This is a genomic window from Serratia sp. TSA_105.2, assembly GCF_052692115.1.
Genome location: NZ_JBQZFT010000007.1, coordinates 54,010 through 76,497, shown reverse-complemented (window position 1 = coordinate 76,497; position 22,488 = coordinate 54,010). Strand labels below are relative to the sequence as shown.

Here is a 22,488-nt window from a genome sequence, read left to right as displayed (position 1 = left end):
TATAATATATTGTTTTTTAAATAAAAAACCATAAAACCCCACCTGAATACCGGTATAAATACACGTTTTATATGCATATTTATTGAGTGACGATACCCTCCCACTCCCCACTCCGCCGGGTTCACTGCCTGAAAATAGAGCAACCGATCGGCTTTGTGACAGAAAGCGATTGACGCCATCCAGCCAATACGGTTTAATGCGCCCCGTTGCCCGGATAGCTCAGTCGGTAGAGCAGGGGATTGAAAATCCCCGTGTCCTTGGTTCGATTCCGAGTCCGGGCACCATTAATTCTGCATGAAAGCGAGCTGGTTAGAGGCAATCCCTTTAACGGGCAAAACAATGGAACTAACAGATTGATATCGCAATGTTTTTTCGAATTTGCACACTCGATGTTAATAACTAGGTTCCTCTTAAAATGGATGCCTGTGTTCCTGCACAGGCGTCCTTTTCTCGATCACTGGTGATTTTTACAGCTTGTTAAAATTATGTCAAGGCGTGTCTGCGCCCTTTTTCACCGTTGGTGGCGACATCCATATACAGTGATAATTCATTCTCAAGTGCTTGCCCTGTCATCTTCAAATCCAGCTCAACATACTCCATCGTTGTACTGACACTTCGATGTCCCAGCAGACCTTTAACCATTGCCAAATTACGATCTGGTGACTTCATCATCTCAGTCGCCAGTGTATGCCTGAACCGATGTGGACTTACCTTAAAACCACACTCTTTTGTTAGTCTGGTGAAAAACGAGCGAACAGGTTGTATTGCTGGCTCTGAGTCAACCTCACCCAATGGCGCCAAGAATCGCGCCACATCGAACAGATAATCTGCCGGTTCGGTCCCCTGTTCAATTGCCCGACTAACAAGTATTCGCATACGTTCGCGGACAAAACTGACGATAGGAACCAACCACTCACGATGAGTTTTACTCCCCTCTTTACACAGCAACATCGAGTTTGCCTCAAGATCAACATCCATAAGACGTATATGTAACAACTGGTTTTGTCTCATCCCCGTCGAACGCAAAACGTCGATAACCGTCCGCCAATACCAAACAGGAAAAAGAGCACAGGAACGGCTTTTGCCCACGTGGCTTTTTTCGCGTTCTTCAAACTGCTCTAACACCAGATTAATCCTGACCAACTGGTCACGGTTCAGTATTTTTTTACGCTTACTACCTGGTGGTACTTGCGTTTCGTTTAAAGGATTTTCCTCTATGTTTAACCATTTTTTCTTTATCCCCTGATTGTAGATCGCACGCAAATGGCGAGCTTTATTATTCCAGGTACTTGTTGTAATCCCCCTTCCAAGCATGTCTCTACGCCACAAAATCAGCTCTCGATTTGTAACGTCATCAGGTAACTTGTCATACCCAATAAACTTCCTGAAAACGGCAACGACACGGAAATAACTCTTTTCAGTTTCTGGACGTAGCGCTTTTGAGAAAAAATATTCCTCAAGCAGAGTTTCCCAATCCATAGCACGCAATTTATGCATGATATCTCCCTAGCTTAAACAAAAATCATGCGAGCATGATATGTTCGCATGACACGATTAATCCCTGTTAAGGGATCACTAATACCGGACTGTCGTCAGGTAGTTTTTCGCCCCGATAGAGCAAACTTGCTTTAACGAGATAACCTTTGGTTCGTTTAAACGCACCTGTGCACTCTGATGTTTTATACAGGTACGCAAAATAAAATCGCTTACCCTTCCCCCTGCGGTGTTTTTCCAGGCGTTCAAAGTCTTCCTGAAGGACTTCTCGCTGAGAGCCATCCAGACCCGTCTGTTTCAAATACAAATAAAAAACTCCAGGCACGGTTATAAAGACAAAACCAGAAACAAGATGAACCCTAGCCTCTCCAGTGTTAATGAGGATTTGATTAGAATTGAGTCCATCAGCTAACCAACGCCAAAATGCGTCTCCGGGCGCTACCCCTTCATTAGCTTCAATAGCCGGTGTTGGTATTTGAGGAGCGCCAAGTTCGGGGGTTGAAAACGCCGCTTCGGAAGCGATATCATCGCCTCCGTCTGACTCCTGGTTTACTTCGGCTGCGTCAACCTCCTGAGCCACTTCAGCAGTAAGCACAGGATTATCAGCAGGCATAGGGCCTTCATCTTCGTGAGGGGCGTCTCCTAATGCCTGTTTTGCCTGGTTCACCGGAGCAGACACCGATACATCCATCAACGACAGCAACGCCTGGAGATCTTCCCCCGTGCCGACAACCGGCTCCGATTCTATCGTCATCCCGGCCAACGGCTTGTCGTTCACCGGTGTATCCAGTGCCGAGCTGAGTAATGCATCCGTTGCTGACGGTGCATTCCCGTTAGACGGGCCTGCTATCTCTGCCAGCAGTTGTTCCTCGATAAGAGGTGAGTGGGTGCTGCTGACTGTGCTTTGCAAATCAATCGACGACACCGGCGGAGTGAAAGTTTCTTTTTCAACTGCCGGCACCATCGGCGTTAATGGCACTGCCGGTGTTACAAGCGCAGCCCCACCTTCCTGCAGGGCAGCCAATAAATCCTCGCCACGGGCCAGCCTGACCGCCTCCTGGACAATGTCGTCTATCACCGGTAATGCACTCGGTTGACGTAACGCAATCAGCATCAACGACTGAATGGACACCGGCAGTGCTGACAGCCAGTCGGTGACCGCTGCCGGCAGCAAACGTGCCGCAATCATCGTGCTCTGACTTGTCACCAATACCGGATCTGACGAGGTAGCAGTGAACCGAAAGCGGTAAGGTTCTATGGGGATGACCACACCAACTAACCAGGGCTGACCGCTCCGGAGCTCACCCTCCAGTTGGCTAAACAGCGGCAGGTAGTGCCACAGTGCCGCATAGAACACCACCATGTTCCACTGCACATTTTGGGCTGCCTGTTCTTCCGGCGCCGCTCCCGGGGGCAGCATATGTCCCTTGGCAAGGCGCACCGCATAGGCCACCGTCTGGAGGGTTACCTCAGCCAACCCGCCCTCCCGGGCATACTCCCCCTGCTGCGCAGCCGGCAGTACCTGCATCAGCGTCATTAGCTGATTCAGCGGCTGCAGATAGAAATCCGTATAGAGGTCTTTGGGCAGTACGCTGTTCTCCCACAGCTGCTGCAGACACTGCTTGCGAGATGCCGTGTCTAGCAACTGCTCGGCGGTCGCCGGCATAAAATAGCCTGCTGGGCTCTGCGGGGTTGAAACGCGTGCTGTTGACCTCACCAGCATTTCCCTGGTCCCAACCAGCATCTCTTTGATGGCTTTCAGCATACAGGGTCTCCCGTGTCGGCAACATCCTCGCCCTCGTCGCCCTTCTCCATCAGCATCTGCAGCAATCCGTTCAGCACCAACGTTTCCTTGGCCCGGGTCACTGCGACATACAGCAGGTTGGTTTCATCGGTACGCTCACACTCGGTCATCAAAGGGTCCGTGATATCCGCAAAATCTTCGTCCAGCACCACCACCGGCCACTCCAGTCCCTTGCTGCGGTGCGCCGTCGACACGGTCACCTGCGCCTGACTTTCGTCAGTAACCGCATGCTCACGCATCACCTGTAGCTTTTGCGGCAGCGGGAAGTACAGGTCAAGCAACCGGAGCCCCTGGTTCATTTCCGCATCTTTGGTCGCCCTGGCCACCGCCTCAAACTCCTCAAAGTTACGGTAATCCCGGGAAAGCTGCGGGGAGTGCATTCGTTCGGGCATGTCCGCCGAGAACCAGTACAGGTCTTCCAGTTCCTCGGTCTTGTAGCCGACGATACCGCCGACCCAATACACCTTCTTGCCGGCCAGACTGGCATCCAGTGCCGCGCCGATGACACCGGCCACCGTGCGGTTCAATACGGCAACAGATTGCGCCTTTACGTCATCGGGTAAACACGTCACAACCCTGTCGTTTCCCCACTCCCCGACCACGGGCACCGTTTCGCCTTGTCGGGCCAGCAGCCTGTTGGCCACCCGGGCCACGGCGGGGCCAAAACGGAAACTGTGAGTCAGGTAAAGCTGGTCCGCATAAGCCAGCGCTGAGGCGTCAAGAGCATTCTCCGCGCCCCGGAACCGATAGATTTGTTGATGCCGATCGCCAACCAGCACCACATCACAGCACTGCGCCAGTACCAGCGACTGCGTCACCGGATTTGCATCCTGCCCCTCGTCAAACAAGAGCGTCTGCCAGCGTCTGGAGAGGTCAGGCTGCGAGAGCTGATAAAGCTTGAGGTAAATGTCATGGGTGACAGGGAAGGTGCCGTCCTGGCACGCAGACTCACGCCACAGCAGATGCGCGGCCGCTAGAATTTTATCGGGAGACAGGCCGCTACGCGCCTCTTCATTAGGCAGGTGTTGCGGGCCTAATTCAGCATCTCCGCTGCAGAGGAAGGCGTTAAACGTCGTGATAGATGTGCGGGCCAGTGGCCAATGGCGGGTATTGAGCTGACGGGCCACGTCGGTGATACGCAGATTAGCCGTCAGCCGCTGCCGGTAATGGCGCCCAAAGTTGGGCCAGGCCAGCTGGTGTGACGTCTTGCATTCGACGTTGAACGGGAATTTTTGCTCGGCCTCATCCCTGACTGCACGGTTATAGGCGAGATAAAGCATTTTGTGGTCCGGGTTTGCCTGGGCAAACCGAACCAGCGTGGACGTTTTGCCGGTGCCGGCAAAGGGCCTGACCACCAGGCGATGGCCAGACCAACCGATGATGGCAGCCTGTTCGGGCGTATCAGAATAAGACATCAGCAGCACTCCGTAATCACATGACCGGCGCTTATCCTGCGCAGTTCAGCACGACAAGCGCCACCAAAAAACCTTTTTCCGAAAGAAAAGATTTCCAGGGTAAATTGCCTTACGTTGTATTGCTGTTGCAGTAGTCTTAAAAAAAACGCCAAATACTATGGTCACACACCATTAATATTTAGCGCCCAATATTGTTGCAGATTAAAAATTAATACACTTGACCGGCACACGGTCTTTTTATCTTCTTATACTCCCCTGGTATTGCAATCGCTTCGATGCAGGAAAATTAACACTCCACCTATTCAGTGATTACAGGATAAAGTTAACAGACCAGAGAATCAAATACCAAAAAATGAAAACCTATGAGTTTTCATAGGTCATGAAAGTTAACATATTACACAACCATCTGAAAAGGAAAGTTTTCATGATACCCACGCTCAATGCAAATCTCTATTAGATTCACTATTGAACCAGCATGAAATTTAAACTTAATGTTTCTCAAATAATAATCATAGTTCGCCGGTGTAATATTCATCACATCTGAAACCTGTTTCCTTTTCACTCCCTTAAGAACAAAAAACAGGATCTTAGCCTCATTAGCAGTAAGGTTCACCCCTTGGTAGGGGGATACTCTCATAAGTTTTGATGTTCCAGCTATGTTAGAAAAATCAAAGACACCATTCATGATAATAGCAGTTGCAAGCGTTCCTGCAGGATACCCGTTTGCATCATAAATAATTTCTTTGGATGTGTGCAAAAAGGCCTTAATCACTCCAGGCAAAGGTTCAAGAACATTATAACGCTCGCCAGATAGAATCGCATTCTCATGATTGGTATAAATATCCCTTCTATCAGCCCAGGGCATGTCAAAGTCATTAAGCCCCTGTAGCTTATGTGGATGTACGCCTGAGAAACGACTAAATACCGCGTTAGATGCCACAAAGCGGTGGTTCAGGTCCTTCACAAGGATAATACCACCGCCAGCATGAATTAATGGTTTGTCCATATAGGATTCAATTGTTGGCTCAAGGGCTTGCTCTGCTCCTGTGAAAATCCGTTTTCCCTTTTTCATAGAATGCCTCAGATATCTGGAAACAAGCTGTAAGTGAGGTGTTGACAATAGGTGGATATGGATTCAAACCCATTTGATACTGTAAAGCCCACTCAATATGGTGGGCTTTACAGCATCAGGCTTTGTTCTAACCAACCGAATACCCACCATCAACCGTAATGATTTGTCCTATGATGGACCGAGCAGCATCGGAGGAGAGAAATAAAGCCGTAGCAGCAATCTCCCCAGTAGTTGCTGTACGCCCGGTAGGCATTCGACTAAGAAATTCGGCTTTCGCTTCTTCATTCCGGCCAACAAAGCGATCAAACATATCAGTATCAACGGGGCCTGGCGCAATCGCATTAACCCTAATACCTTTAGCTGCGACCTCAAGTGCTACGGAGCGCGTAAGCCCATTGACTGCATGTTTACTGGCAGCGTACACGCTTCCTCTAGGGATACCAACCAATCCAGCTTGCGAAGATATATTAATTAAACTGCCAGTCCCCCGCTTGCACATAACAGGCAAAGCATGCTTCATCACAAGCAGTGTGCCCAGGACATTAGTATCAAATACCCGATGAAAGTCTTCGACGGTAGTTTGAGCATAGGGTGCGGGTAGCCCCTCTGTTCCTGCACTGTGAATTACCGTGTCAATTTTACCGTACATTTGACAGGCCATTTCCATCAAGGAGGCCACTTGTTCTTCAAAAGCAACATCAGCAAGCACAAAGTGACTTTGAGAATTAATGTCCCTCAGCTCCTCTTGTAGCTCTTCACCACGCTTGGTTTTTCGGCCGGAAAATATTACGTTATAACCGTTTTTTGCAAACTGACGGCAACACTCTTCGCCAATCCCAGAAAGCGCACCTGTTATTACAACTACTTTTGCTGACATTAAAAAATCCTCAAGATTGGTTGTAAATATCTGACGGTAGAGAATCATTACTCATACCATGGGTAACGAAATGCTATTGAAAAGACTACACCCTTTTAATTATAAAAGGCAACCAGAGGAAATCCGTATGTACTTTCATAACGACTCCTTGCTGGGGCGCTACACTCACTAGCCACACTTCAGAGTGAAAGCTGTATGACTCTCTACGGCTCATAATGATTTATTTTACTTTAAATGCGATCCTATTGCCTGTTCGATGACTTACCTGGACAACTTCAGGTGTGGTTCATACAATCAATCCATACTTCAATCAACAATTAACTCATAATCAACAGATAGTTACGCTATTGGATGCCCGTACTCGACTGAAATTATTATTTCTATCGAATAATGAGTTTCATCAGGATTCGATTTTCTTCATATCGCGAAATAGAGGAATAAGCTCGCCATGCGCTCGTGTCGAGGTCGGCACCAATTTTAGCGTCAACGTGAATGGCGAGACCATCCAGAGAAGAAGGTAATGTTTATGTCAAAAGTATCAGAAAAAATCCAATGGCTGGTTACTTATCGTAAGAATACAGATGAGGATGCCGCGTTAGAAATGCCATCATTTGAACACTACAACGCAACATCCAAAGAGTTAATTATCCCGTTAAATTATATTATCCGCATTGAAAAAATGGGGAAATAGTGAAGCGTTGGGACAGATAGATATTAGCCGGCTCAGACAAATGGAAAAGCTGCAACCCAGATGATTTCGAGATCTTGGGGGGCGCTGATAACAATCAATAAAGTTATTGAAAAGTAAAAACTACTGAAATAACGATAAAACCCATTTATTGCCGTAAAAAACCACCTGCATAGCAGGTGGCATTGATTTCGCCCCATAGGGGCGCACTAAGTCCAGACTCAGAGAGCCTTCCCTTCACACTTCTTTAAGTGGAAGCTGGCTCGCGGCTACGTTGTGCTGACCCGTAACCAGCAACACCGTCATACCGAGCTCAAAGCTCTGCTGAACAATGGCGATTTTTTCCTGAACACTACGTCGTCTGCACATCTTTGGACCTAAAACGTCAATTCCTGACACCAACGACTATCTAAAAACTAGTATTATGACTATCACTAACTTAAGTGATACTGACCTGCCCCCAGTATTAGATACAACCATCAGTTAGTAATGTCGGTTTGTTTACCTTCATATTTTCCATTTCGCCACCGAGCTGCAAACTCTGATGGCGTCTGATAATTCAGTGCTGAATGGGGACGACACTCGTTATAATTCTGCCGCCAGTCATTAATAACTTTCCTGACGTGAACGATATCGCTGAACCAGTGCTCATTCAGGCATTCATCGCGAAATCGTCCGTTAAAGCTCTCTATGAATCTGTTCTGCGTTGGCTTGCCCGGCTGGGTTAAGCGTAACTCAACACCATGCTCAAAAGCCCATTGATCCAGTGCGCGGCAGGTGAACTCCGGCCCCTGGTCAGTTCTTATCGTCGCCGGATAACCTCGAAACAGTGCAATGCTGTCCAAGATACGCGTGACCTGAACGCCTGAAATCCCGAATGCGATGGTAATTGTCAGGCACTCCTTCGTGAAGTCGTCCACAAAGGTCAGGCACTTGATCCTGCGGCCAGTGGCGAGCGCGTCCATGACAAAATCCATCGACCAGGTCAGGTTGGGCGCCGCCGGGCGGAGCAGCGGCAGGCGTTCTGTTGCCAGCCCTTTACGACGCCGCCTGCGTTTTACGCCCAGCCCTCTCAGATGATAAAGGCGGTACACGTGCTTGTGATTAACATGAAGGCATTCACGGCGTAGTAATTGCCAGATGCAGCGGTAACAAAAACGCCTGCGCACCAGTGCCAGCTCAGTGATACGCCCTGATAAATGCGCATCGGCCGCCGGACGCTGAGCCTCATAGCGGCAGGTCGACAGGGACAAACCTGTAAGCCTGCAGGCACGACGTTGAGACAGACCAGTCGCATCACTCATAAACTCAACAGCTTCCCGATTCTGGTCTGTCGTCAGTACTTTCGCCCCAGAGTCACTTGAAGTGCCTCCTTATCCAGCATGGCTTCGGCAAGTAGCTTCTTGAGTCTGGCGTTCTCTTCCTCAAGCGACTTCAGGCGCTTAACCTCGGGCTCCTCCATACCGCCATACTTCTTACGCCAGGTATAAAAGGTGGCATCGGAAATGGCGTGCTTGCGGCAGAGCTCACGGGCAGAAATCCCGGCTTCAGCTTCGCGGAGGATACTGATGATCTGTTCATCGGAAAAACGCTTCTTCATGGGGATGTCCTCATGTGGCTTATGAAGACATTACTAACATCGCGGTGTATTAATCAACGGGAGCAAGTCAGTTATGATAGGTCAGCCAATACCAATCATCAAAGAGAGTCGCTTTCTTATTGATGCTATATCGAGTAAAAGAAATAAAATTGATATATTGAATGTCTCGTCTCAGCTTCATGCGCAAGGGATCCCCTCATTCCAGGAAGTCACTTATGCGCAGATAGAGTCAAATGGTCAAATAACGGTTGTATGCGATGGCGCCAAGATGCCTTCAGTTATCGTAATGAAAGATGGTAAGGCCAGGATTGCTGAACTCAGTTCGATAGAGAAAGATGAAGCATGGCTTGCCTGTAAATTAAAGGACGCTGTTATAGATCCTCACGCGGTTTTCCTTGCGGAATTTTGGAATGGAAAATTAAGTTTTATATTAAATAACGGCGAGGTTAAACTCTCTCTTTAAGCACTATTCATTGTTATAGCATTTAAAGTAACGATTTTTCTCCGTAGATTTGGCATAACTGATTATTATTGCTATGTTTGTTATGGCTCGATTGAGACTGTGGCATCTCTTTCAGCAAACATTAACACAATGTTAACAACATGAAAAGGATCGTAAATGAAAATGGAAAATGGGATGGTTGTTGAAAAAAAAATATCATGGGGTAGCGTAATAGGCGGTGTGATCACTGTATTGGCCGTGTCATTACTGTTGTCAACGCTGGGTACAAGTCTTGGGCTTTCCATTGTTGACCCGGCTTCGGACGATCCGGTAAATGGAGCGGGAACCACCGTTGCCGTCTGGTCTGCAATCTCGATTATTGTCAGTCTTGCCATCGGCGCTTTCGTCGCCGGTCGTCTGGCAGCAAATGATGGTCTCATTCATGGCTTCCTGGTGTGGGCTACAGCGCTCATTGTTGCTGCAGTTCTGGGAACCTTGTTGGTTGGCTCAGCCGTTAAGATGACTGGTAATGCGCTCGGCGCCATAGCTTCTACCTCAGGTAGCCTGCTTTCAGGTGCAGGCTCTGCGCTTGGAAACGGTGCTTCCGGAGTGACAAATGTGGGAAAAAATCTCTTTGACCAGCTGGACATCGACACAAAACTTGAGCCGGAAAACCTAAAATCGGATGTGGTAGCTGCATTGAAAAAGAGCGATATACCTTCGTTGCAGCCAGAATTTATGCAGCAGCAGCTTGATGGTGCTAAAGCGGATTTGAGTGATGCGATTAAGGCTTTCTTCAACCAGCCTGATAGCAATGACGCTATCATACAGAAACTTATTAGTAAGCTGAAAAAGCGCGCGGATGCAATTACTCAGGATGTCAACCAGGACTCATTGAAAAAAGCGCTGAGTGAAAACACCGACATGTCTCCTGCAGAGGTTGATAAAACAGTCACTAACTTGATCGATACAAAAGAAAAAACAGCTCAAATCGTTAAGCAACGTCTCGATGAAGCAGAAGCGAAAATTAATGAGGCGAAGCAAAAGTATGCCGAGCTTAAACAGAAAGCACGTGAGCAGGCTGCCGCAGCTGCAGATGCATTGGCGCGTGCGGCTCTGTGGTCATTCTTTGCCTTGCTTCTTGGAGCAATCATCAGTGCGTTGGCCGGGTTATGGGGCGTAAAGACGAATGCCCGTCATATTCGAAGCTGATAGGCTGGTTTAGCGTTATCAAGAGATCTAATCAGATTGAGTGCAATTTTAGCTATGTTCATGCTGTTAAGGAGAGACTTATGAGAAAATCGCTAATGTACGCTGCGACCGTCATTTTTTCCATCATGGCCCTATCGGGATGCACACGTTCAAGTTATGCCATCTATACACATGACGGCCGTACTATAGTCAGTAAAGTTAAACCGGCCCAGACCAGCGCAGGCTTGGTAGGCTACACCGATGCTAATGGCGTCAAACAGCAAATTAACCAGTCTGAAGTGAAAGAAATTTCAGAGATCCCATAATGAAGTTAAGAGGATAGAAGTAAAATAAATTAGTTAAGTAACAGTGTTATTTTTTAATGAAGACCCTTGTTACAAGGGTCTTCATTAATCAACAGAACTGATTGGTATCTATAGTTATTAAAATGTTACACCCATCATCCAACCATTAAGATGCCGTCTAAGAAACCACTTTTTTATAGAGGGATTCTCATTTAAAAAGATGTAACTAACTTTAATGGAATAGGTTTGGATCGTGCTTTATTCTTTTAATCAATTAAGGAAAGCCTGGTGAATAAATACAGCCTGGCAATTTTACGATTTACACTGATGTTTATTTTTACGTTAATTCTTGTAGGTTGTCCTGAAACCCCTAATAAATCTTTGCGGGAGCAGGTAAGGGATGCTGAAAAGGCTTCTGGATATAGCTCAGATCCTGCTGTAATTGAAAAATGATGAGGTTAATATGGTTCGTGCAAACTCTGGAAAGTCGATCTCATCCTAAACGTCAATACGCCCCGGATGAGACGACTACTCCCAATATCAAATTGGCACGACCCATCCATCCCCAATAAGGAAATCATGCCATGGATAAACAGGAATACCGGCTGTACCTGGCCATGTTGAAGGCGCGCGGCGAACTGGCGCGCAAGGCAATGGTCGACAACGCCCGGCGGCGCAACATGCTCAAAGCGCATCGTCAACGACGCTCTGACGACATCAGGTCATTGTTGGCCTGGAAAGATAGGGATGTCTCAGTTGACGGGTTACTGGCCAGCGATGAGGAGTTGGAAACTCGTGAACGGGCGTTTGGCAAATAATGCGAAAGCGTAGGCAGCTGGCTGAAGGCGATAATAAGGGGGTTCTACATGGGAACCCCAGATTTTTCGAAGGCTGAAACAGACTAGGGGCGGTGATTCAATCATGGAGCGCGAGAACCTAAACCAGCCTCTTGTCTTGTTATCTGAACAGGCGGATCCGTTGACGAATAAATTTCATTGCCCCCCATGCGGCCACAGCTCTGCGTGGCCATATGAACAGACGACGTGGTTTAGATTTGAGCGCATACAGGGCGGCTATCCCGATACCGGGAACGATAAAAGCCCGGCAACGGTATAATGCCTGCCAGCCGCGATCAACGGGTTCCGACAGTCTTAGCCAATCACTTTTTAACAGGCTCAATATCTGTCGCTGTTGTGCTATTTGTTGCAACAGTTGTTGTTTACGGTTTTCCCTGAGTTCCCTGACATTCATGCTTCATCCCCCTTAAGAATGCTCAAATCCTTACTGAGTTGTCTGCGGGTCTCTGGCAATATTCTGCTACGGGAAATTATTTGTCTGATGAAAATGCTCGAAGCTAATGCGAGAACAATAAACACAGCGGAAGCCCCCCCCAGTACCATGAGGCGATGTTCCGGTGAGGCTAACAACAGAATAAACACCAGAAGGGATATAATACCAAACGCAGTGAAAAGAAGGGTCAGCCCCACCATTATCAGGAGATGGGTAATGCGGCTTTTCTCTTCTTCCAGCTCAACGGCTACAAGCTCCAGGCGGGTATGCAGCGTTCCGGTAAGGGCGGTAAATACGCGGCGAATAGTGTCTATCAGGCCACGGGAGGGGCCCCGCTGCGGATCATTCATTTTTCTCATAACGGCGTCCTTCTGTTTTGTACGACAGGGCTTCTTTGCCACTGTGCTTCATCACTGACCGGCGAGCAATAGCTCTGCCGTGTTTTTTAAATCGCAGCCCAGAGAGGTCAACGCGAAGTTTAATCCGGTATCCCCGGACAGGCCGGGGAATCGAGTTAATGGCCTACTTTTTCGCTTACCGCGTCACCCGACTGTTGAGCGGCTTCTTTTGTTTTATTCCAGCCTTTTTCTGTGGTTTCCTTGGTCCGGTTCCAGGCTTTCTGTGAGTTTTCCTTTACCTTATCTGTCGCGGTTGCTTCTCCGCCGTTTTTGAGCCGGTTTTCAGCCTGAAGTTGTTTCTCCTCCAGCCGGTTTTTTGCCTTGTGAGCCGTTTCTTCAGCACGATTGGTGGCCTGCTCAGCCTTCTGCCCTGCTTTGTTTTTTAAATGTTCAGCATTGATAGATTCGGCCAGAGCGCCTGTTGATACCAATGTTGCAGAAAGGATAACCATATTTAATATATTCATTTTTAACTCCTTTAAATTATAGCAAAGCGCCCGCTATCAGAAAAAGCGGGCTTTGCGCCCGCGGTTATCTTATTTACGGCCAATGAGCAGACCAATCAGTAAGCCAATGCCCGCAGCGATGGAGATCGCCGCAAATGGATTGTTTTCCACATTATCACGTACGACTTCAGCAGCCTCCTGAGCTGCCTGACTCCCCTGTGCCGCGACTTTACGGGCCGCTCCTTTTACCTGGTGCCCGTAATCGTCGGTCAGTTCACCGTATTTTTCCTGCGCTTCGCCAGCAACTTCTTTTACTTTGTCTTCAGCTTTCCCAAACATGATGTTCTCCATAACGGTTATGACTCAGAATATTTAACCAGCTTTATTTCGCCAGCATAAACGTTATACAAAAACTGTGCCAAATACTCAAACACACGCTATAGCAGCTTTTTTGATAGCTAAGCATGAACTGCTTGGTGCTTTTGACCATAATATAATCAAATTGACCACAGTATTCTTAGTGTAAAACCTCTAGCCGAAAATGTTGGCGGTTTTGGCGTAACCCTCGATAAGGAGAGATTGTATGGGTGCACAGTATTATTGTCGTGGTAACACTTCGCCTTATGTTGCTTTGCCTGCTGATAAAACAGCTCTTCGCCTGGAGTCGCAGGGGCTGTGGCGGCGTGCCGCCACGCGCTGGCAGCAGGTACTGCTTCGTGAGGCAGACGACCACGTGATAGAAGCGGTGCTGCAGCGCCTGCGCTATTGCCTGGCACGGGCGCCAGCACAGGTCCGCCGTGTCAGTGACGGCACCGCGCCGGCGGGCGCGACGCTCGTGGCGAGAAACGGCATGCCGAACGACCCGGATCTGTGGCGAATGGAATAATCAAACAGGAAGGGGTTCTACGCCGGAACCCAATTTGGGTGATGCGGCGACCGGAAGATCCCTACCGATCACAATGTCGAGGCCGAGCGGACCGGTCGGGATTGTTGCCCTTGTGCATTAGCACCTTTGCTGAACGCCTTCTCGGTGGCGGTAATGGCGCTTACAGTGCTTTAGCGCGACTTGGCCACGTCCTGTGTTAGCGGGGTCGTGATACATTGCTCATTGGGCGTTCTCCTCTGGTCGGAAACGAAACGTGTTATTATAACCACACTGTATGTATAACCAGTTCAATATAAAACCGACGAGGAATGGTAAGGGACTATAGTGAGGTCAACCGCGAGGTGGGCACTAGCCCCACATTTTGAGGTGAATATTTTTACCGGCGATGCGCACAGGTTATCCCCCAAATTTGTGGATATCGTCTTGGCAGCAGGGGACGGCGCCGTTGGCGGAATATGTGAACCGTGACGGTAGCGGTATTATGCTGGTTCGAGCGCTATGGTGTGGTAGGCTGACGTGCTGCCCTGCCGGCGCGTACACAGTCCGTACTCGGCCATCACATGCATAAACCGGTCGGCGTCACCGATCACCCGAAATGTGACAGAGTGCAGATGGCGACCGTCCAGGGCAAAAGCGGCGTTCAGCGCCGTTTTTTCGACATAGAACCCGTTATGCTGTGACGGTGTCGGCACGACGCCGGACTTCCACTCTTTCGCGTCCAGCAGATAATTGTCCCAGCCCTGGTCTTTCAGGGTTTCAGAGGCGTAGGTGAGCCGGAACATGTCGGACTGAGCGGCCAGGTTGCCGCTGCAGAAACGCCACAGGTATTCCAGATGCTGGCGCAGGTGACCAGCCGGGCCGTGCTTACGGCCGCGGTCGAGTAACCACTAGATATCAATCGCCACGCTCCTTGGGAAGCGTTTTTGCTTTTGGGCGATGGCCAGCCAACGGATCAGGAACAGGTTTTCGGCATAGGGCGTGCCAGCCCCAGTGCCGCCAGGGCGCAGAACGCCAGATGGCTGAGCGCTGAGGTGGTGTTTTCCGGGGAAACGGATGCGGTTTTATCTGTCAATGGCTGTCCTGCCCGTCGACGCAAAGGATTAGTGGCGAATTTGGGCCAGGTCGTCAGCTGTCAGCCCGGTCATTTGCATCACCGAATCGCGATCGAGGCCATTGGCCAGCATGGCACGGGCAATTTTCAGTGAGGCTTCACGCTCACCTTTTTCAATGCCGCGCTGTTCACCCAACTGGATACCCTGCTCGATACCATTCTCGATACCTTTTTGTTTAAGCTGTTGTGCGATAGTCATCAGTTCCTCCTCATGTTGCGGAACCCGCAGGGCCAGTTCGCGGACAAATGCCTGCGCATCCTCGGATTCACCGGCCTGGATAATATAGTGTATCAGCGAAATCACCTGGGGCGAAGAGATAGCCGGCCAGCAGAATGGCGGACAGTCTGTCGGTCAGTTCGGTCAGGTCGCGCTGACGGATATGTTTCTGCAGCAGAGTCAGGGCGGCCATGCTGCGGTGGCCCATGATCTCTTCGTCGGGGATGACGGTCACATCAACCAGCGGAGAATGCCGGTGTACAGTTTCCCGGCCAGCGTCGGATCATCAAACTCCTGCAGCCAGTTAGTCGAGTAAGGGTATGGGCTGCGTTTGCCGGTATAGAAAAGTATCGGGATGATCAGCGGCAGCGATTTATGGCCGGCGTCGAGGTGACGCTGCATGGCGGCAACGGCATATCGAATGAGGCGAAACGCCATGTGCTTATCCGGGCTGGACTGGTGCTCGATAAGGACCATCATGTAACCGTCAGCGCCGGCGGTGGTTTTCAGGCTGTAGAGCACGTCGCTGAAATACTGGCGCAGGTCATCTTCGACAAAGGAGCCGGACTCCAGCTTCAGCGTGCTGAGGTTACAGATGGCCCGCAGGTCGGCCGGCAGGTGTATGTCCATGAAGTCACGGGAAATTTCAGGTTGCGTCAGAAATTGTCGGAAAGTGGCATCGCCCCATTCCCACTCGAAACGCAACAAAACTGTAGTGGCACAGTAAATTTGGCCACCTGATTAAAGGTGATATTCTCACCTCAACATGAAACAGGTGACTTAATGAACAAGAGAACTAAGCGTACTTTCACCCCTGAGTCCAGGCTGGAATGTGCACAGCTGATTGTTGATAAGGGATACTCGTATCGGCAAGCCAGTGAGGCGATGAATGTCGGCTCTACCACGCTTGAGAGCTGGGTACGCCAGCTCAGGCGAGAGCGTCAAGGGATCACGCACTCTGCTACCCCCATTACTGCAGAGCAGCAACGTATCCGCGAGCTGGAAAAGCAGGTTCGCCGCCTGGAGGAACAGAATACGATATTAAAAAAGGCTACTGCGCTCTTGATGTCCGACTCACTGAACGGTTCACGATAGTTGCCAGACTGAGTGACAGCCACACGGTTGTTACCCTTTGCTCCGCTCTGGGAATACATCGTAGCAGTTGCCGATATTGGCGAAAACGACGCGATACTGTCAATCCAGCGCGAGTCAGGTTGTGCAGCGAAATACGCCAAGCATGGAACCAGAGTCGGGGCTCTGCTGGCGCACGCACTCTGGCTGAAATGCTGACTCAGAACGGCGTCCCGATGAGTCGTTACCGTGCCGGGCGTCTCATGAAATACCTGAATCTGAGTAGTTGTCAGCCCGGAAAACATCAGTATAAAAATGCCCGTCAGGAACATACATGCTTGCCGAACTTACTCGAGCGTCAGTTCGCTGTGCCGGAGCCAGACCGTGTATGGTGCGGAGATATTACGTACATCTGGGCAGGAAATCGCTGGTGCTATCTGGCAGTTGTCATGGATCTTTTTGCCCGCAGAATTATCGGCTGGAGTCTGTCAGCGAATGCCGATACAGCGTTGGTAAGTAGTGCCCTACGGATGGCCTATGAGATGCGTGGCCAACCCCGGGAGGTCATGTTCCATAGCGATCAGGGAAGCCAATATACCGGCCTTAAATATCAACAAGTTCTCTGGCGTTACAGGATAAAGCAAAGCGTCAGTCGGCGAGGGAACTGCTGGGATAACAGCCCAATGGAACGCTTCTTCCGTAGTCTGAAAACAGAATGGGTTCCGACAAATGGTTACGCAGGGAGTGATGAGGCCCGGCGTCAAATCGGCGGTTATATCCTGAATTACTACAATAGCGTCAGACCTCATCATTACAACGGGGGGCTAACGCCGGAAGAATCAGAGAACAGATACCGTTCTTACTATAAAACCGTGGCCAGTATTACTTGACCACTACACTGGTGAGAAATGCCCGCTCCGGCACGTATTTTATGGGGACGCTGTACGGTATTGCCACGATCAAGATGCATGGCATGGCGGAACGCCGCATCGCTCACTGGCTCAACCTTGAAATCGACACCATCAACACCGATATCCAGGTAGCCAAAATAGACATGCTGTTTGGAGGGATCAACACCTTCGTGGAGGCCTGCGACCTGGTCGTCATACTGTGGCTGAGCACCAGCCAGGTGATCGACAATCTGATGAACATCGGCATGTTCGTCGCCTTCGGTGCCTTGCAGGGGCAGTTTTCTGTCCGTATAGAGTCGCTGATAGAATTTTAACTGCAGCTGCGCATGATGAGCCTGCATAACAAACGCATTGCCGATATTGCTCTACCTCCACGAGAAAACCGTAAACCAGACCTTCCCTAAAGGAATTATCAAGAAAGGTATCCCGCACTCAATTCTTAACCTCCGTAATATAATAAGAGACGGAAGTCGATGCGATCCCTTCTACAACTCCCTGAGACAGTTTTATCTTCTCCGCGTCTTTTGGACGTAAGTATCTGGCATAATCATTACTAAAAAGAATTTTTTCAACGTCCTGACGTGCCAATGTTGTACAACTACCATAGATGCTTTTAAAATATTTGTTTCCGTCCTCGACGTCCTTTCTTATAAACTCGACGTCATTCGGCCTGATCCACTCAGCTTTGAGGTTTGGCGATGCGGACGGATGTAACATGAAGGATGCATCAGGAAAAGTATATCTCTTCGGCGCACCGCAATAGACTAATGTCGCTGAAGATGCCGTCATACCGGCATTAATAGTCTCAACCGGAATCTTAGATCCTTTAACGGCTTGATATGCCAAATATCCGCTTTCCATACTACCGCCAAAACTGCTGATGAATAATTTAATAGATTTTGCGGCAGGGTAATTCACGTTGATCTCATCGAGGGCTGAAATCAACTCAGCCACCAGTGTCGGAGTTACATCACCGTTATAGACAATTTTAACCGTATCTACGTTATCCGGTTTTATTTTATCATTTTTTACCCAGTGCATCTCCGCATGTGTAATAGCAGGAATAACCAACGCAAGTACAACAATTGACGTTCTCAACATAGCTTAATCCTTTAGGATTATAAACAATAATGACCCACTAGGATAATCATCTTATTTCTCGAAGATAAATAAAGTTTTTTTCATACACATTCAAGCCAAACTAACTCCTGGCAGCGGGACACGCAAATAACTTATTGGATATTCTCGCAACGTGTCAATACGTCTAGAACCCGATATGTGGAGCGATACCTCATCGATATTACGCCGCGTATGCTGAGACGCCGAAGTATACGGAATTTTTAGAGCATGCTCATTAAAATATAGGTTAAATTGTAACAAGAGAATCCTGTCCCTTATCTTTATGTACAACACCATCATAAAAAAATACTCAATCCAAATACCTTGATTTAACAAAAAGCCAGCAACGAAAGGCTGGTTCTGAACAACCACCAATACCTTATTCGAAAATGCACCAGGCATAACTGGTTATAGCTTACATACTGGGTAACGTTCTGAACAACACTTTAAATAAAAAAGAAATCAATTGAACCACCAAGCCACTGCAATGCAAAGAGATTATTTATTAAATATAGCCAATTTAACGTCTAAATTAATTACACAAAGCTTATATTTAGTGATAAATCTTATTTGTAAATTATATTAACTGTCGCTGTCGTATTAATTAACCCCGAGCTCATACTATTGATTGTAAATGGATAGTAATATGCAGCCATACGGATAGAAAATTGCGCATCCAAGGCATTGCCGGCTCCCACATGAAATAATGAAGTCGCCGTGCCTGGCGTCACGCTGGAAAGCGACAGCGTGACGGGATTATTCGGCGAAGCCATCTTGACCAGCCGGATGCCAATGCCTTTTGCCGCCTCAGGGCTTTTATCAATCAAAACCGTATTATCCGAAGACAACAGATTATTGCTGGATAAAAACATAGTGATATCCCGATCGGCCGTGCCGCCACTTTGCCGATTCTGACAGCTGATATTCAGCGTAAAGGGCGTCAGGCCATTTTGCGACCCCTGAGTAATCTGCGATATCCCCAGCGTCGGCAACTTCACCGCCAGGCCGGCATTGTCGAAAGTGCAGGTCGTCATCTTGGGCGCATACTTGATGGTCATCGGCTGTCCGTACATATCGCGCTGCTCGTAAGGCCAATTGAAGTCGTTGAGCAGCCAGGTCAAGATCTTCAGCAACTGCTTGGCGGGCCATAAAATGATCTCCAGCAAGGACATCCCGCTCAGATCGGTCACGAACATCACGTCCTTTAGGCTAACCGTGTCGCCGGGTATCGATTTGCCCGTCTTGCTGACCAGACTGAAACGAATATTCATCGGCTGATTCAATTCCGAAGCGGAGTGCGATCCCCAACCGCTAAGTTTTTTGTTGGCGATGTCGTTGGTTATTTCCGCGCGTATCCAATATTTACCGTTGTTGAATCCCAGGATGGTCGCCTTTGTGCTGTCGGTTGACAGGATGCGCGTATAGCCGAATTCGCTGCTCGAGGTTGAACAACTGAATGAACCACTGTATTGCGTATAAAAACTGCCTTCCCAGACCGGTGTTTTATCGCTGAGCTTATCCGACAAATCGACGTAGATAGGCGGCGCATATTGGATGCCGTTGCCGTAGCATGAAGCGTAGCTGTAACCGCTGAACAACAGGGACAGGGTCAGTGTGAGTATCCTGAGCATGGTGTAATTATCCTTTTATCGACATGTGTTGGCTGCGCTGTCCATCGAGATTTTCGGGCGTTCAATCTTGCAGACACCGTCATTCAGCCTGACCTCCAGCGACGTTGGCTGCTGCTCCCCCCGCAGATACAGGACGCTGGCCTGCCCGACGAAGCCAATGGCATGCCCGCTTTGATCCGCCACCTCCGCACCAAATGGCAGGGGCTTATTGCCGCGCTTAAAGGCGCGCAGCGTATAAGGCCGACGCTGATCGGTTTCGAATATCAAATAGTTGACGGCGCCGGCATAGGGCACGCTGTGTACGATATTGCCGACGATCTCGGCGCCGGAACTGTTGCCGGTATCCGACAATGTCACGGAGTTTTGCCGGTAAGGCGTGGCATAAGGCACCAAAGCCAGCCCTTCGTCGTTAGTGACGATGCTCTCGTCGCCGTTCACCATCAGCCCTTTGGCCTTGGGCGCGTCCACCACCATCATGGTGTTGCCCATTTCGTTGGACGCCAGCAAATGCCAAGGGATCGCCACCAGGCTGCCGCGGGCGCTAATGCCCAACTGTCGATAGTCTGATGATTCACTGTAAGAGCCGCCGACAGTCGTCGCGTTGGCGCGATAGGCGGCATTCATGCTCGCCATGCTGTTACCGCCGCTTTGATTGCTGCCGGCAAGCGCATAACTCAGACGGTTTGATTCCAGCGCATTGCCGCTCAGGCTCAGCGAACTTTGCTGATAGTGCGAATCGGTGGCAGATAAGCTGGTGCTGAGATAGGCATTGTTGTCGAACATCGACAACGGCACACTCAGAGAGAGATAAAACCGCGTCTCTTCTTTGCGATCGGAGTTTCTCACGCGACTCGCGGAAATGTTGTAACTGACGCGCGCGAAGGCGTTTGAGTACCCGAGCTGGTATTCCCGGCTTTTATTCGTATCCGACCAATAGTCGCGCTGGGTGCCGGAGAAATAGAGCGTGCCCCACCCGTCTGCGAGCCTCTGATTCAGGTTCAAATTGAAGGTATTGCGCGGACGAGCGGTTCGAACGGCGTCCCAGGTATTCAAATCCAGCGGGGCAAGCTCATCGTCATCCCGATCGTTCCAATAATCGTGAAAGCGCTTGTCACGCTCGCGGTAGCCTTGATGGGTGTAGATGGCATCGTTGAAACTGTAATAACCTTTGGTCGAATAACGGTATGCCGCCAGCGTGAAGTTGGTTGCGGTAGCGTCCAAAAACTTGCTGTAGGCGATCCGAAAACTTTGCCCATTCTCATTGCGATCCTGCAAATGCGTCGAGGCCTGAGTCACATCGACGGATACCGCGCCGAACGGCAGATTCCAGCCACTGCCCAGCAGCCAGGCGCGATAGTCCTCGCTGAGGATCGTACCGGCGTAACCGGTGACCAGATTATTGAAGCCGTACTGCAGCGTGCCCTGAACAAAAGCGGGCGCATAGTCGGTATCCGCCTGATTGACCTTACCGGCCACCAGGCCGTATTTGCTGACGCCCTGCTTCAACATGTTGGGAACGGCGGAAAACGGCACGGTAAAGGATTGTTCCCGCCCGTCGGCTTCCCTGACCACGACCAACAGATCCCCCGCAGAACCGGTCGGCAATAGGTTGTCCAGCGTAAAGGCGCCCGGCGGCACGTTCTCCTGATAGATGAGGTTGCCGTTTTGCAATACTTTCACCAGGGCATTGCTCTGCGCCACGCCCCGTACTATCGGCGAAAAGCCCTGCTGCGAATTGGGCCGCATGTTGATATCCGAGGCTAAAGCGCCGCCCCGTACCCGAATCGAGTCGAACAAATCACCCGGCGAATAGAAATCGCCCATCGTCAGGTTCGATTTGATGGCGGCGAAGCCACGCTGCACATAGCGAGTATTATTTTGCCAATCGCTGCCTTGCCGCGAACTGCTGCGGAAATTGCTGCTGTCTCTGAATTGCCAACCCGCCAGATTGACCCCCGATTCCAAACCGGTATAGAAATCGTCGTTTGACGCCTTGTCGCCCTGCAACGACTGCACGTGGTAATAGGTGGTGTTATAGGCCAGCAGCAACGCAGGCACGCCGCGATCCCAAAATTTGGCATCAACATAGCCGGCCTCTGCGCGAATCACTCGCGACTGGGGCACCGTCAGCTTAAGGCTCAACGTCCCCACATCGAAGTCCGCCCTTCCTCCTTGCACCAACGTTTGGACGGGGATCGGCCCCTTGTCCACCCCGATGGACAAACTACTCATATCGATGCCCAACAGGGCGGCGTCACGATGGGCGATGCGAATATCGCCTTTATGTTCGCCGAACTGCAACGAGAACCGCCCTTTCCAACTCTGGTTGACATACACGTCGACCGTTTGCGTGCCTGCCGGCATGTCATTATTGAGGTAAAAACGCGACAGATCGGATTCGCTGGACGCACCGGCCAATAGAGAAGTGTCGAATTTCATCGCCGATGCTTTATTTAACGGTATGAATACAGATGCGGTCAGTATCGAAAGCAATTTTAGTTTAAGCTTCATAGCCGTTCT

21 protein-coding genes, 1 tRNA gene and 4 pseudogenes are annotated in these 22,488 nt (G+C 49.6%); 10 read left to right on the top strand and 16 right to left on the bottom strand.

Translation table 11 applies throughout. The features are described 5' to 3' along the window. Positions 1-208 precede the first annotated feature (208 nt). Positions 209-284: transfer RNA gene (locus ACUTSC_RS19135), tRNA-Phe, on the top strand. A 199-nt stretch (positions 285-483) separates the two neighbouring features. On the opposite strand, the gene ACUTSC_RS19130 is transcribed toward ACUTSC_RS19135, so the two are convergent. The 5 genes from ACUTSC_RS19130 to ACUTSC_RS19110 form a co-directional block, all read right to left on the bottom strand. Continuing rightward, entirely contained in the window at positions 484-1,497 is a 1,014-nt protein-coding gene (locus tag ACUTSC_RS19130) for a tyrosine-type recombinase/integrase (RefSeq protein ID WP_443003216.1), read from the bottom strand. A gap of 67 nt (positions 1,498-1,564) precedes the next feature. Then, positions 1,565-3,259 (bottom strand): TraI domain-containing protein, encoded by a 1,695-nt coding sequence (locus ACUTSC_RS19125; RefSeq protein WP_443003218.1) that lies wholly within the window; start codon positions 3,257-3,259, stop codon positions 1,565-1,567. Further along, positions 3,253-4,713 (bottom strand): ATP-binding domain-containing protein, encoded by a 1,461-nt coding sequence (locus ACUTSC_RS19120; protein WP_443003220.1) that lies wholly within the window; start codon positions 4,711-4,713, stop codon positions 3,253-3,255. The genes ACUTSC_RS19125 and ACUTSC_RS19120 overlap by 7 nt, the downstream gene beginning before the upstream one ends. Positions 4,714-5,107: 394 nt before the next feature. Further along, the gene (locus ACUTSC_RS19115) at positions 5,108-5,785 is read right to left on the bottom strand and encodes a helix-turn-helix transcriptional regulator (RefSeq protein WP_141971372.1); all 678 of its coding nucleotides are present in this window, start codon (positions 5,783-5,785) and stop codon (positions 5,108-5,110) included. A gap of 127 nt (positions 5,786-5,912) precedes the next feature. Further along, positions 5,913-6,710 carry an SDR family NAD(P)-dependent oxidoreductase gene (locus ACUTSC_RS19110; protein WP_260440742.1) on the bottom strand — a complete coding sequence of 266 codons (798 nt, stop codon included), beginning with the start codon at positions 6,708-6,710 and terminating at the stop codon, positions 5,913-5,915. A 478-nt stretch (positions 6,711-7,188) separates the two neighbouring features. Here ACUTSC_RS19110 and ACUTSC_RS19105 point away from each other — a divergent pair, with 478 nt between their 5' ends. After that, positions 7,189-7,353, top strand: a complete 165-nt coding sequence (locus tag ACUTSC_RS19105) for a hypothetical protein (protein WP_443003222.1) — start codon at positions 7,189-7,191, stop codon at positions 7,351-7,353. A gap of 252 nt (positions 7,354-7,605) precedes the next feature. Here ACUTSC_RS19105 and ACUTSC_RS19100 read toward each other — a convergent pair. Together ACUTSC_RS19100 and ACUTSC_RS19095 are read right to left on the bottom strand one after the other, a co-directional pair. After that, positions 7,606-7,785 (bottom strand): annotated as a pseudogene (locus tag ACUTSC_RS19100) (IS3 family transposase); the annotation flags it as partial. Between the two features lie 44 nt (positions 7,786-7,829). Continuing rightward, a protein-coding gene (locus tag ACUTSC_RS19095; RefSeq protein WP_445653495.1) for an IS3 family transposase occupies positions 7,830-8,950 on the bottom strand; the annotation gives its coding sequence in 2 pieces (ribosomal slippage) (positions 7,830-8,692 and positions 8,692-8,950; 1,122 coding nt in all). Between the two features lie 64 nt (positions 8,951-9,014). Here ACUTSC_RS19095 and ACUTSC_RS19090 point away from each other — a divergent pair. The 5 genes and pseudogenes from ACUTSC_RS19090 to ACUTSC_RS19070 form a co-directional block, all read left to right on the top strand. Next, a pseudogene (locus ACUTSC_RS19090) lies at positions 9,015-9,413 on the top strand (YetF domain-containing protein); the annotation flags it as partial. Between the two features lie 156 nt (positions 9,414-9,569). Continuing rightward, positions 9,570-10,604: a YrzE family protein gene (locus tag ACUTSC_RS19085; protein ID WP_443003225.1), complete on the top strand. Its 1,035-nt coding sequence runs from the start codon at positions 9,570-9,572 to the stop codon at positions 10,602-10,604. 80 nt (positions 10,605-10,684) lie between these two features. Further along, positions 10,685-10,909: a YgdI/YgdR family lipoprotein gene (locus tag ACUTSC_RS19080; RefSeq protein WP_042785961.1), complete on the top strand. Its 225-nt coding sequence runs from the start codon at positions 10,685-10,687 to the stop codon at positions 10,907-10,909. A gap of 267 nt (positions 10,910-11,176) precedes the next feature. After that, entirely contained in the window at positions 11,177-11,341 is a 165-nt protein-coding gene (locus ACUTSC_RS19075; protein WP_185742330.1) for a hypothetical protein, read from the top strand. Positions 11,342-11,472: 131 nt separating this feature from the next. Next, positions 11,473-11,706, top strand: a complete 234-nt coding sequence (locus tag ACUTSC_RS19070) for a hypothetical protein (RefSeq protein WP_443003227.1) — start codon at positions 11,473-11,475, stop codon at positions 11,704-11,706. A 139-nt stretch (positions 11,707-11,845) separates the two neighbouring features. On the opposite strand, the gene ACUTSC_RS19065 is transcribed toward ACUTSC_RS19070, so the two are convergent. From ACUTSC_RS19065 to ACUTSC_RS19050, 4 genes are all read right to left on the bottom strand, one after another. Further along, entirely contained in the window at positions 11,846-12,139 is a 294-nt protein-coding gene (locus ACUTSC_RS19065) for a YqjK family protein (RefSeq protein ID WP_443003229.1), read from the bottom strand. Continuing rightward, a complete protein-coding gene (locus ACUTSC_RS19060) occupies positions 12,136-12,537 on the bottom strand; it encodes a phage holin family protein (protein ID WP_443003231.1) in 402 nt (133 codons plus the stop codon). The genes ACUTSC_RS19065 and ACUTSC_RS19060 overlap by 4 nt, the downstream gene beginning before the upstream one ends. A gap of 155 nt (positions 12,538-12,692) precedes the next feature. Beyond that, positions 12,693-13,043 (bottom strand): hypothetical protein, encoded by a 351-nt coding sequence (locus tag ACUTSC_RS19055; protein WP_443003232.1) that lies wholly within the window; start codon positions 13,041-13,043, stop codon positions 12,693-12,695. Between the two features lie 69 nt (positions 13,044-13,112). Next, positions 13,113-13,361, bottom strand: coding sequence for a glycine zipper domain-containing protein (locus ACUTSC_RS19050; protein ID WP_042785957.1), 249 nt, complete (start codon positions 13,359-13,361; stop codon positions 13,113-13,115). Positions 13,362-13,605: 244 nt separating this feature from the next. Between ACUTSC_RS19050 and ACUTSC_RS19045 the strand changes: the two genes are divergently transcribed. Beyond that, positions 13,606-13,908: a PerC family transcriptional regulator gene (locus tag ACUTSC_RS19045; protein ID WP_042785956.1), complete on the top strand. Its 303-nt coding sequence runs from the start codon at positions 13,606-13,608 to the stop codon at positions 13,906-13,908. 479 nt (positions 13,909-14,387) lie between these two features. Here ACUTSC_RS19045 and ACUTSC_RS19040 read toward each other — a convergent pair whose 3' ends face one another. After that, a complete protein-coding gene (locus ACUTSC_RS19040; RefSeq protein ID WP_260440745.1) occupies positions 14,388-14,690 on the bottom strand; it encodes a hypothetical protein in 303 nt (100 codons plus the stop codon). A gap of 318 nt (positions 14,691-15,008) precedes the next feature. Further along, positions 15,009-15,944: pseudogene (locus ACUTSC_RS19035) on the bottom strand (Rpn family recombination-promoting nuclease/putative transposase). Between the two features lie 39 nt (positions 15,945-15,983). On the opposite strand from ACUTSC_RS19035, the gene ACUTSC_RS19030 reads away from it, so the two are divergent. Together ACUTSC_RS19030 and ACUTSC_RS19025 are read left to right on the top strand one after the other, a co-directional pair. Further along, positions 15,984-17,197 (top strand): IS3 family transposase gene (locus tag ACUTSC_RS19030; RefSeq protein WP_445653494.1). Its coding sequence is split into 2 segments (ribosomal slippage): positions 15,984-16,278 and positions 16,278-17,197, totalling 1,215 coding nucleotides; the frame shifts between segments, so codons are not numbered across the junction. 5 nt (positions 17,198-17,202) lie between these two features. Beyond that, a pseudogene (locus ACUTSC_RS19025) lies at positions 17,203-17,619 on the top strand (ABC transporter transmembrane domain-containing protein); the annotation flags it as partial. Between the two features lie 31 nt (positions 17,620-17,650). Here the strand turns inward: ACUTSC_RS19025 and ACUTSC_RS19020 are convergent. The 3 genes from ACUTSC_RS19020 to ACUTSC_RS19010 all read right to left on the bottom strand — a co-directional run bounded on the left by ACUTSC_RS19020 (position 17,651) and on the right by ACUTSC_RS19010 (position 22,479). After that, the gene (locus tag ACUTSC_RS19020) at positions 17,651-18,319 is read right to left on the bottom strand and encodes an ATP-dependent Clp protease proteolytic subunit (protein ID WP_141971384.1); all 669 of its coding nucleotides are present in this window, start codon (positions 18,317-18,319) and stop codon (positions 17,651-17,653) included. 584 nt (positions 18,320-18,903) lie between these two features. Then, positions 18,904-19,968 carry a fimbrial protein gene (locus ACUTSC_RS19015; RefSeq protein WP_443003237.1) on the bottom strand — a complete coding sequence of 355 codons (1,065 nt, stop codon included), beginning with the start codon at positions 19,966-19,968 and terminating at the stop codon, positions 18,904-18,906. 15 nt (positions 19,969-19,983) lie between these two features. Further along, positions 19,984-22,479, bottom strand: coding sequence for a fimbria/pilus outer membrane usher protein (locus ACUTSC_RS19010; protein ID WP_443003239.1), 2,496 nt, complete (start codon positions 22,477-22,479; stop codon positions 19,984-19,986). Positions 22,480-22,488: the final 9 nt, after the last annotated feature.

Excerpts from the sequence above, each read along its gene's own strand:
- ACUTSC_RS19020 (WP_141971384.1), bottom strand. The coding sequence starts at position 18,319 with ATGTTGAGAACGTCAATTGTTGTACTTGCGTTGGTTATTCCTGCTATT.
- ACUTSC_RS19070 (WP_443003227.1), top strand. The coding sequence starts at position 11,473 with ATGGATAAACAGGAATACCGGCTGTACCTGGCCATGTTGAAGGCGCGC.
- ACUTSC_RS19130 (WP_443003216.1), bottom strand. The coding sequence starts at position 1,497 with ATGCATAAATTGCGTGCTATGGATTGGGAAACTCTGCTTGAGGAATAT.
- ACUTSC_RS19125 (WP_443003218.1), bottom strand. The coding sequence starts at position 3,259 with ATGCTGAAAGCCATCAAAGAGATGCTGGTTGGGACCAGGGAAATGCTG.
- ACUTSC_RS19085 (WP_443003225.1), top strand. The coding sequence starts at position 9,570 with ATGAAAATGGAAAATGGGATGGTTGTTGAAAAAAAAATATCATGGGGT.
- ACUTSC_RS19010 (WP_443003239.1), bottom strand. The coding sequence starts at position 22,479 with ATGAAGCTTAAACTAAAATTGCTTTCGATACTGACCGCATCTGTATTC.
- ACUTSC_RS19015 (WP_443003237.1), bottom strand. The coding sequence starts at position 19,968 with ATGCTCAGGATACTCACACTGACCCTGTCCCTGTTGTTCAGCGGTTAC.
- ACUTSC_RS19045 (WP_042785956.1), top strand. The coding sequence starts at position 13,606 with ATGGGTGCACAGTATTATTGTCGTGGTAACACTTCGCCTTATGTTGCT.
- ACUTSC_RS19105 (WP_443003222.1), top strand. The coding sequence starts at position 7,189 with ATGTCAAAAGTATCAGAAAAAATCCAATGGCTGGTTACTTATCGTAAG.
- ACUTSC_RS19110 (WP_260440742.1), bottom strand. The coding sequence starts at position 6,710 with ATGATTCTCTACCGTCAGATATTTACAACCAATCTTGAGGATTTTTTA.
- ACUTSC_RS19080 (WP_042785961.1), top strand. The coding sequence starts at position 10,685 with ATGAGAAAATCGCTAATGTACGCTGCGACCGTCATTTTTTCCATCATG.
- ACUTSC_RS19050 (WP_042785957.1), bottom strand. The coding sequence starts at position 13,361 with ATGTTTGGGAAAGCTGAAGACAAAGTAAAAGAAGTTGCTGGCGAAGCG.
- ACUTSC_RS19060 (WP_443003231.1), bottom strand. The coding sequence starts at position 12,537 with ATGAGAAAAATGAATGATCCGCAGCGGGGCCCCTCCCGTGGCCTGATA.
- ACUTSC_RS19040 (WP_260440745.1), bottom strand. The coding sequence starts at position 14,690 with ATGTTCCGGCTCACCTACGCCTCTGAAACCCTGAAAGACCAGGGCTGG.
- ACUTSC_RS19055 (WP_443003232.1), bottom strand. The coding sequence starts at position 13,043 with ATGAATATATTAAATATGGTTATCCTTTCTGCAACATTGGTATCAACA.
- ACUTSC_RS19120 (WP_443003220.1), bottom strand. The coding sequence starts at position 4,713 with ATGTCTTATTCTGATACGCCCGAACAGGCTGCCATCATCGGTTGGTCT.
- ACUTSC_RS19115 (WP_141971372.1), bottom strand. The coding sequence starts at position 5,785 with ATGAAAAAGGGAAAACGGATTTTCACAGGAGCAGAGCAAGCCCTTGAG.
- ACUTSC_RS19065 (WP_443003229.1), bottom strand. The coding sequence starts at position 12,139 with ATGAATGTCAGGGAACTCAGGGAAAACCGTAAACAACAACTGTTGCAA.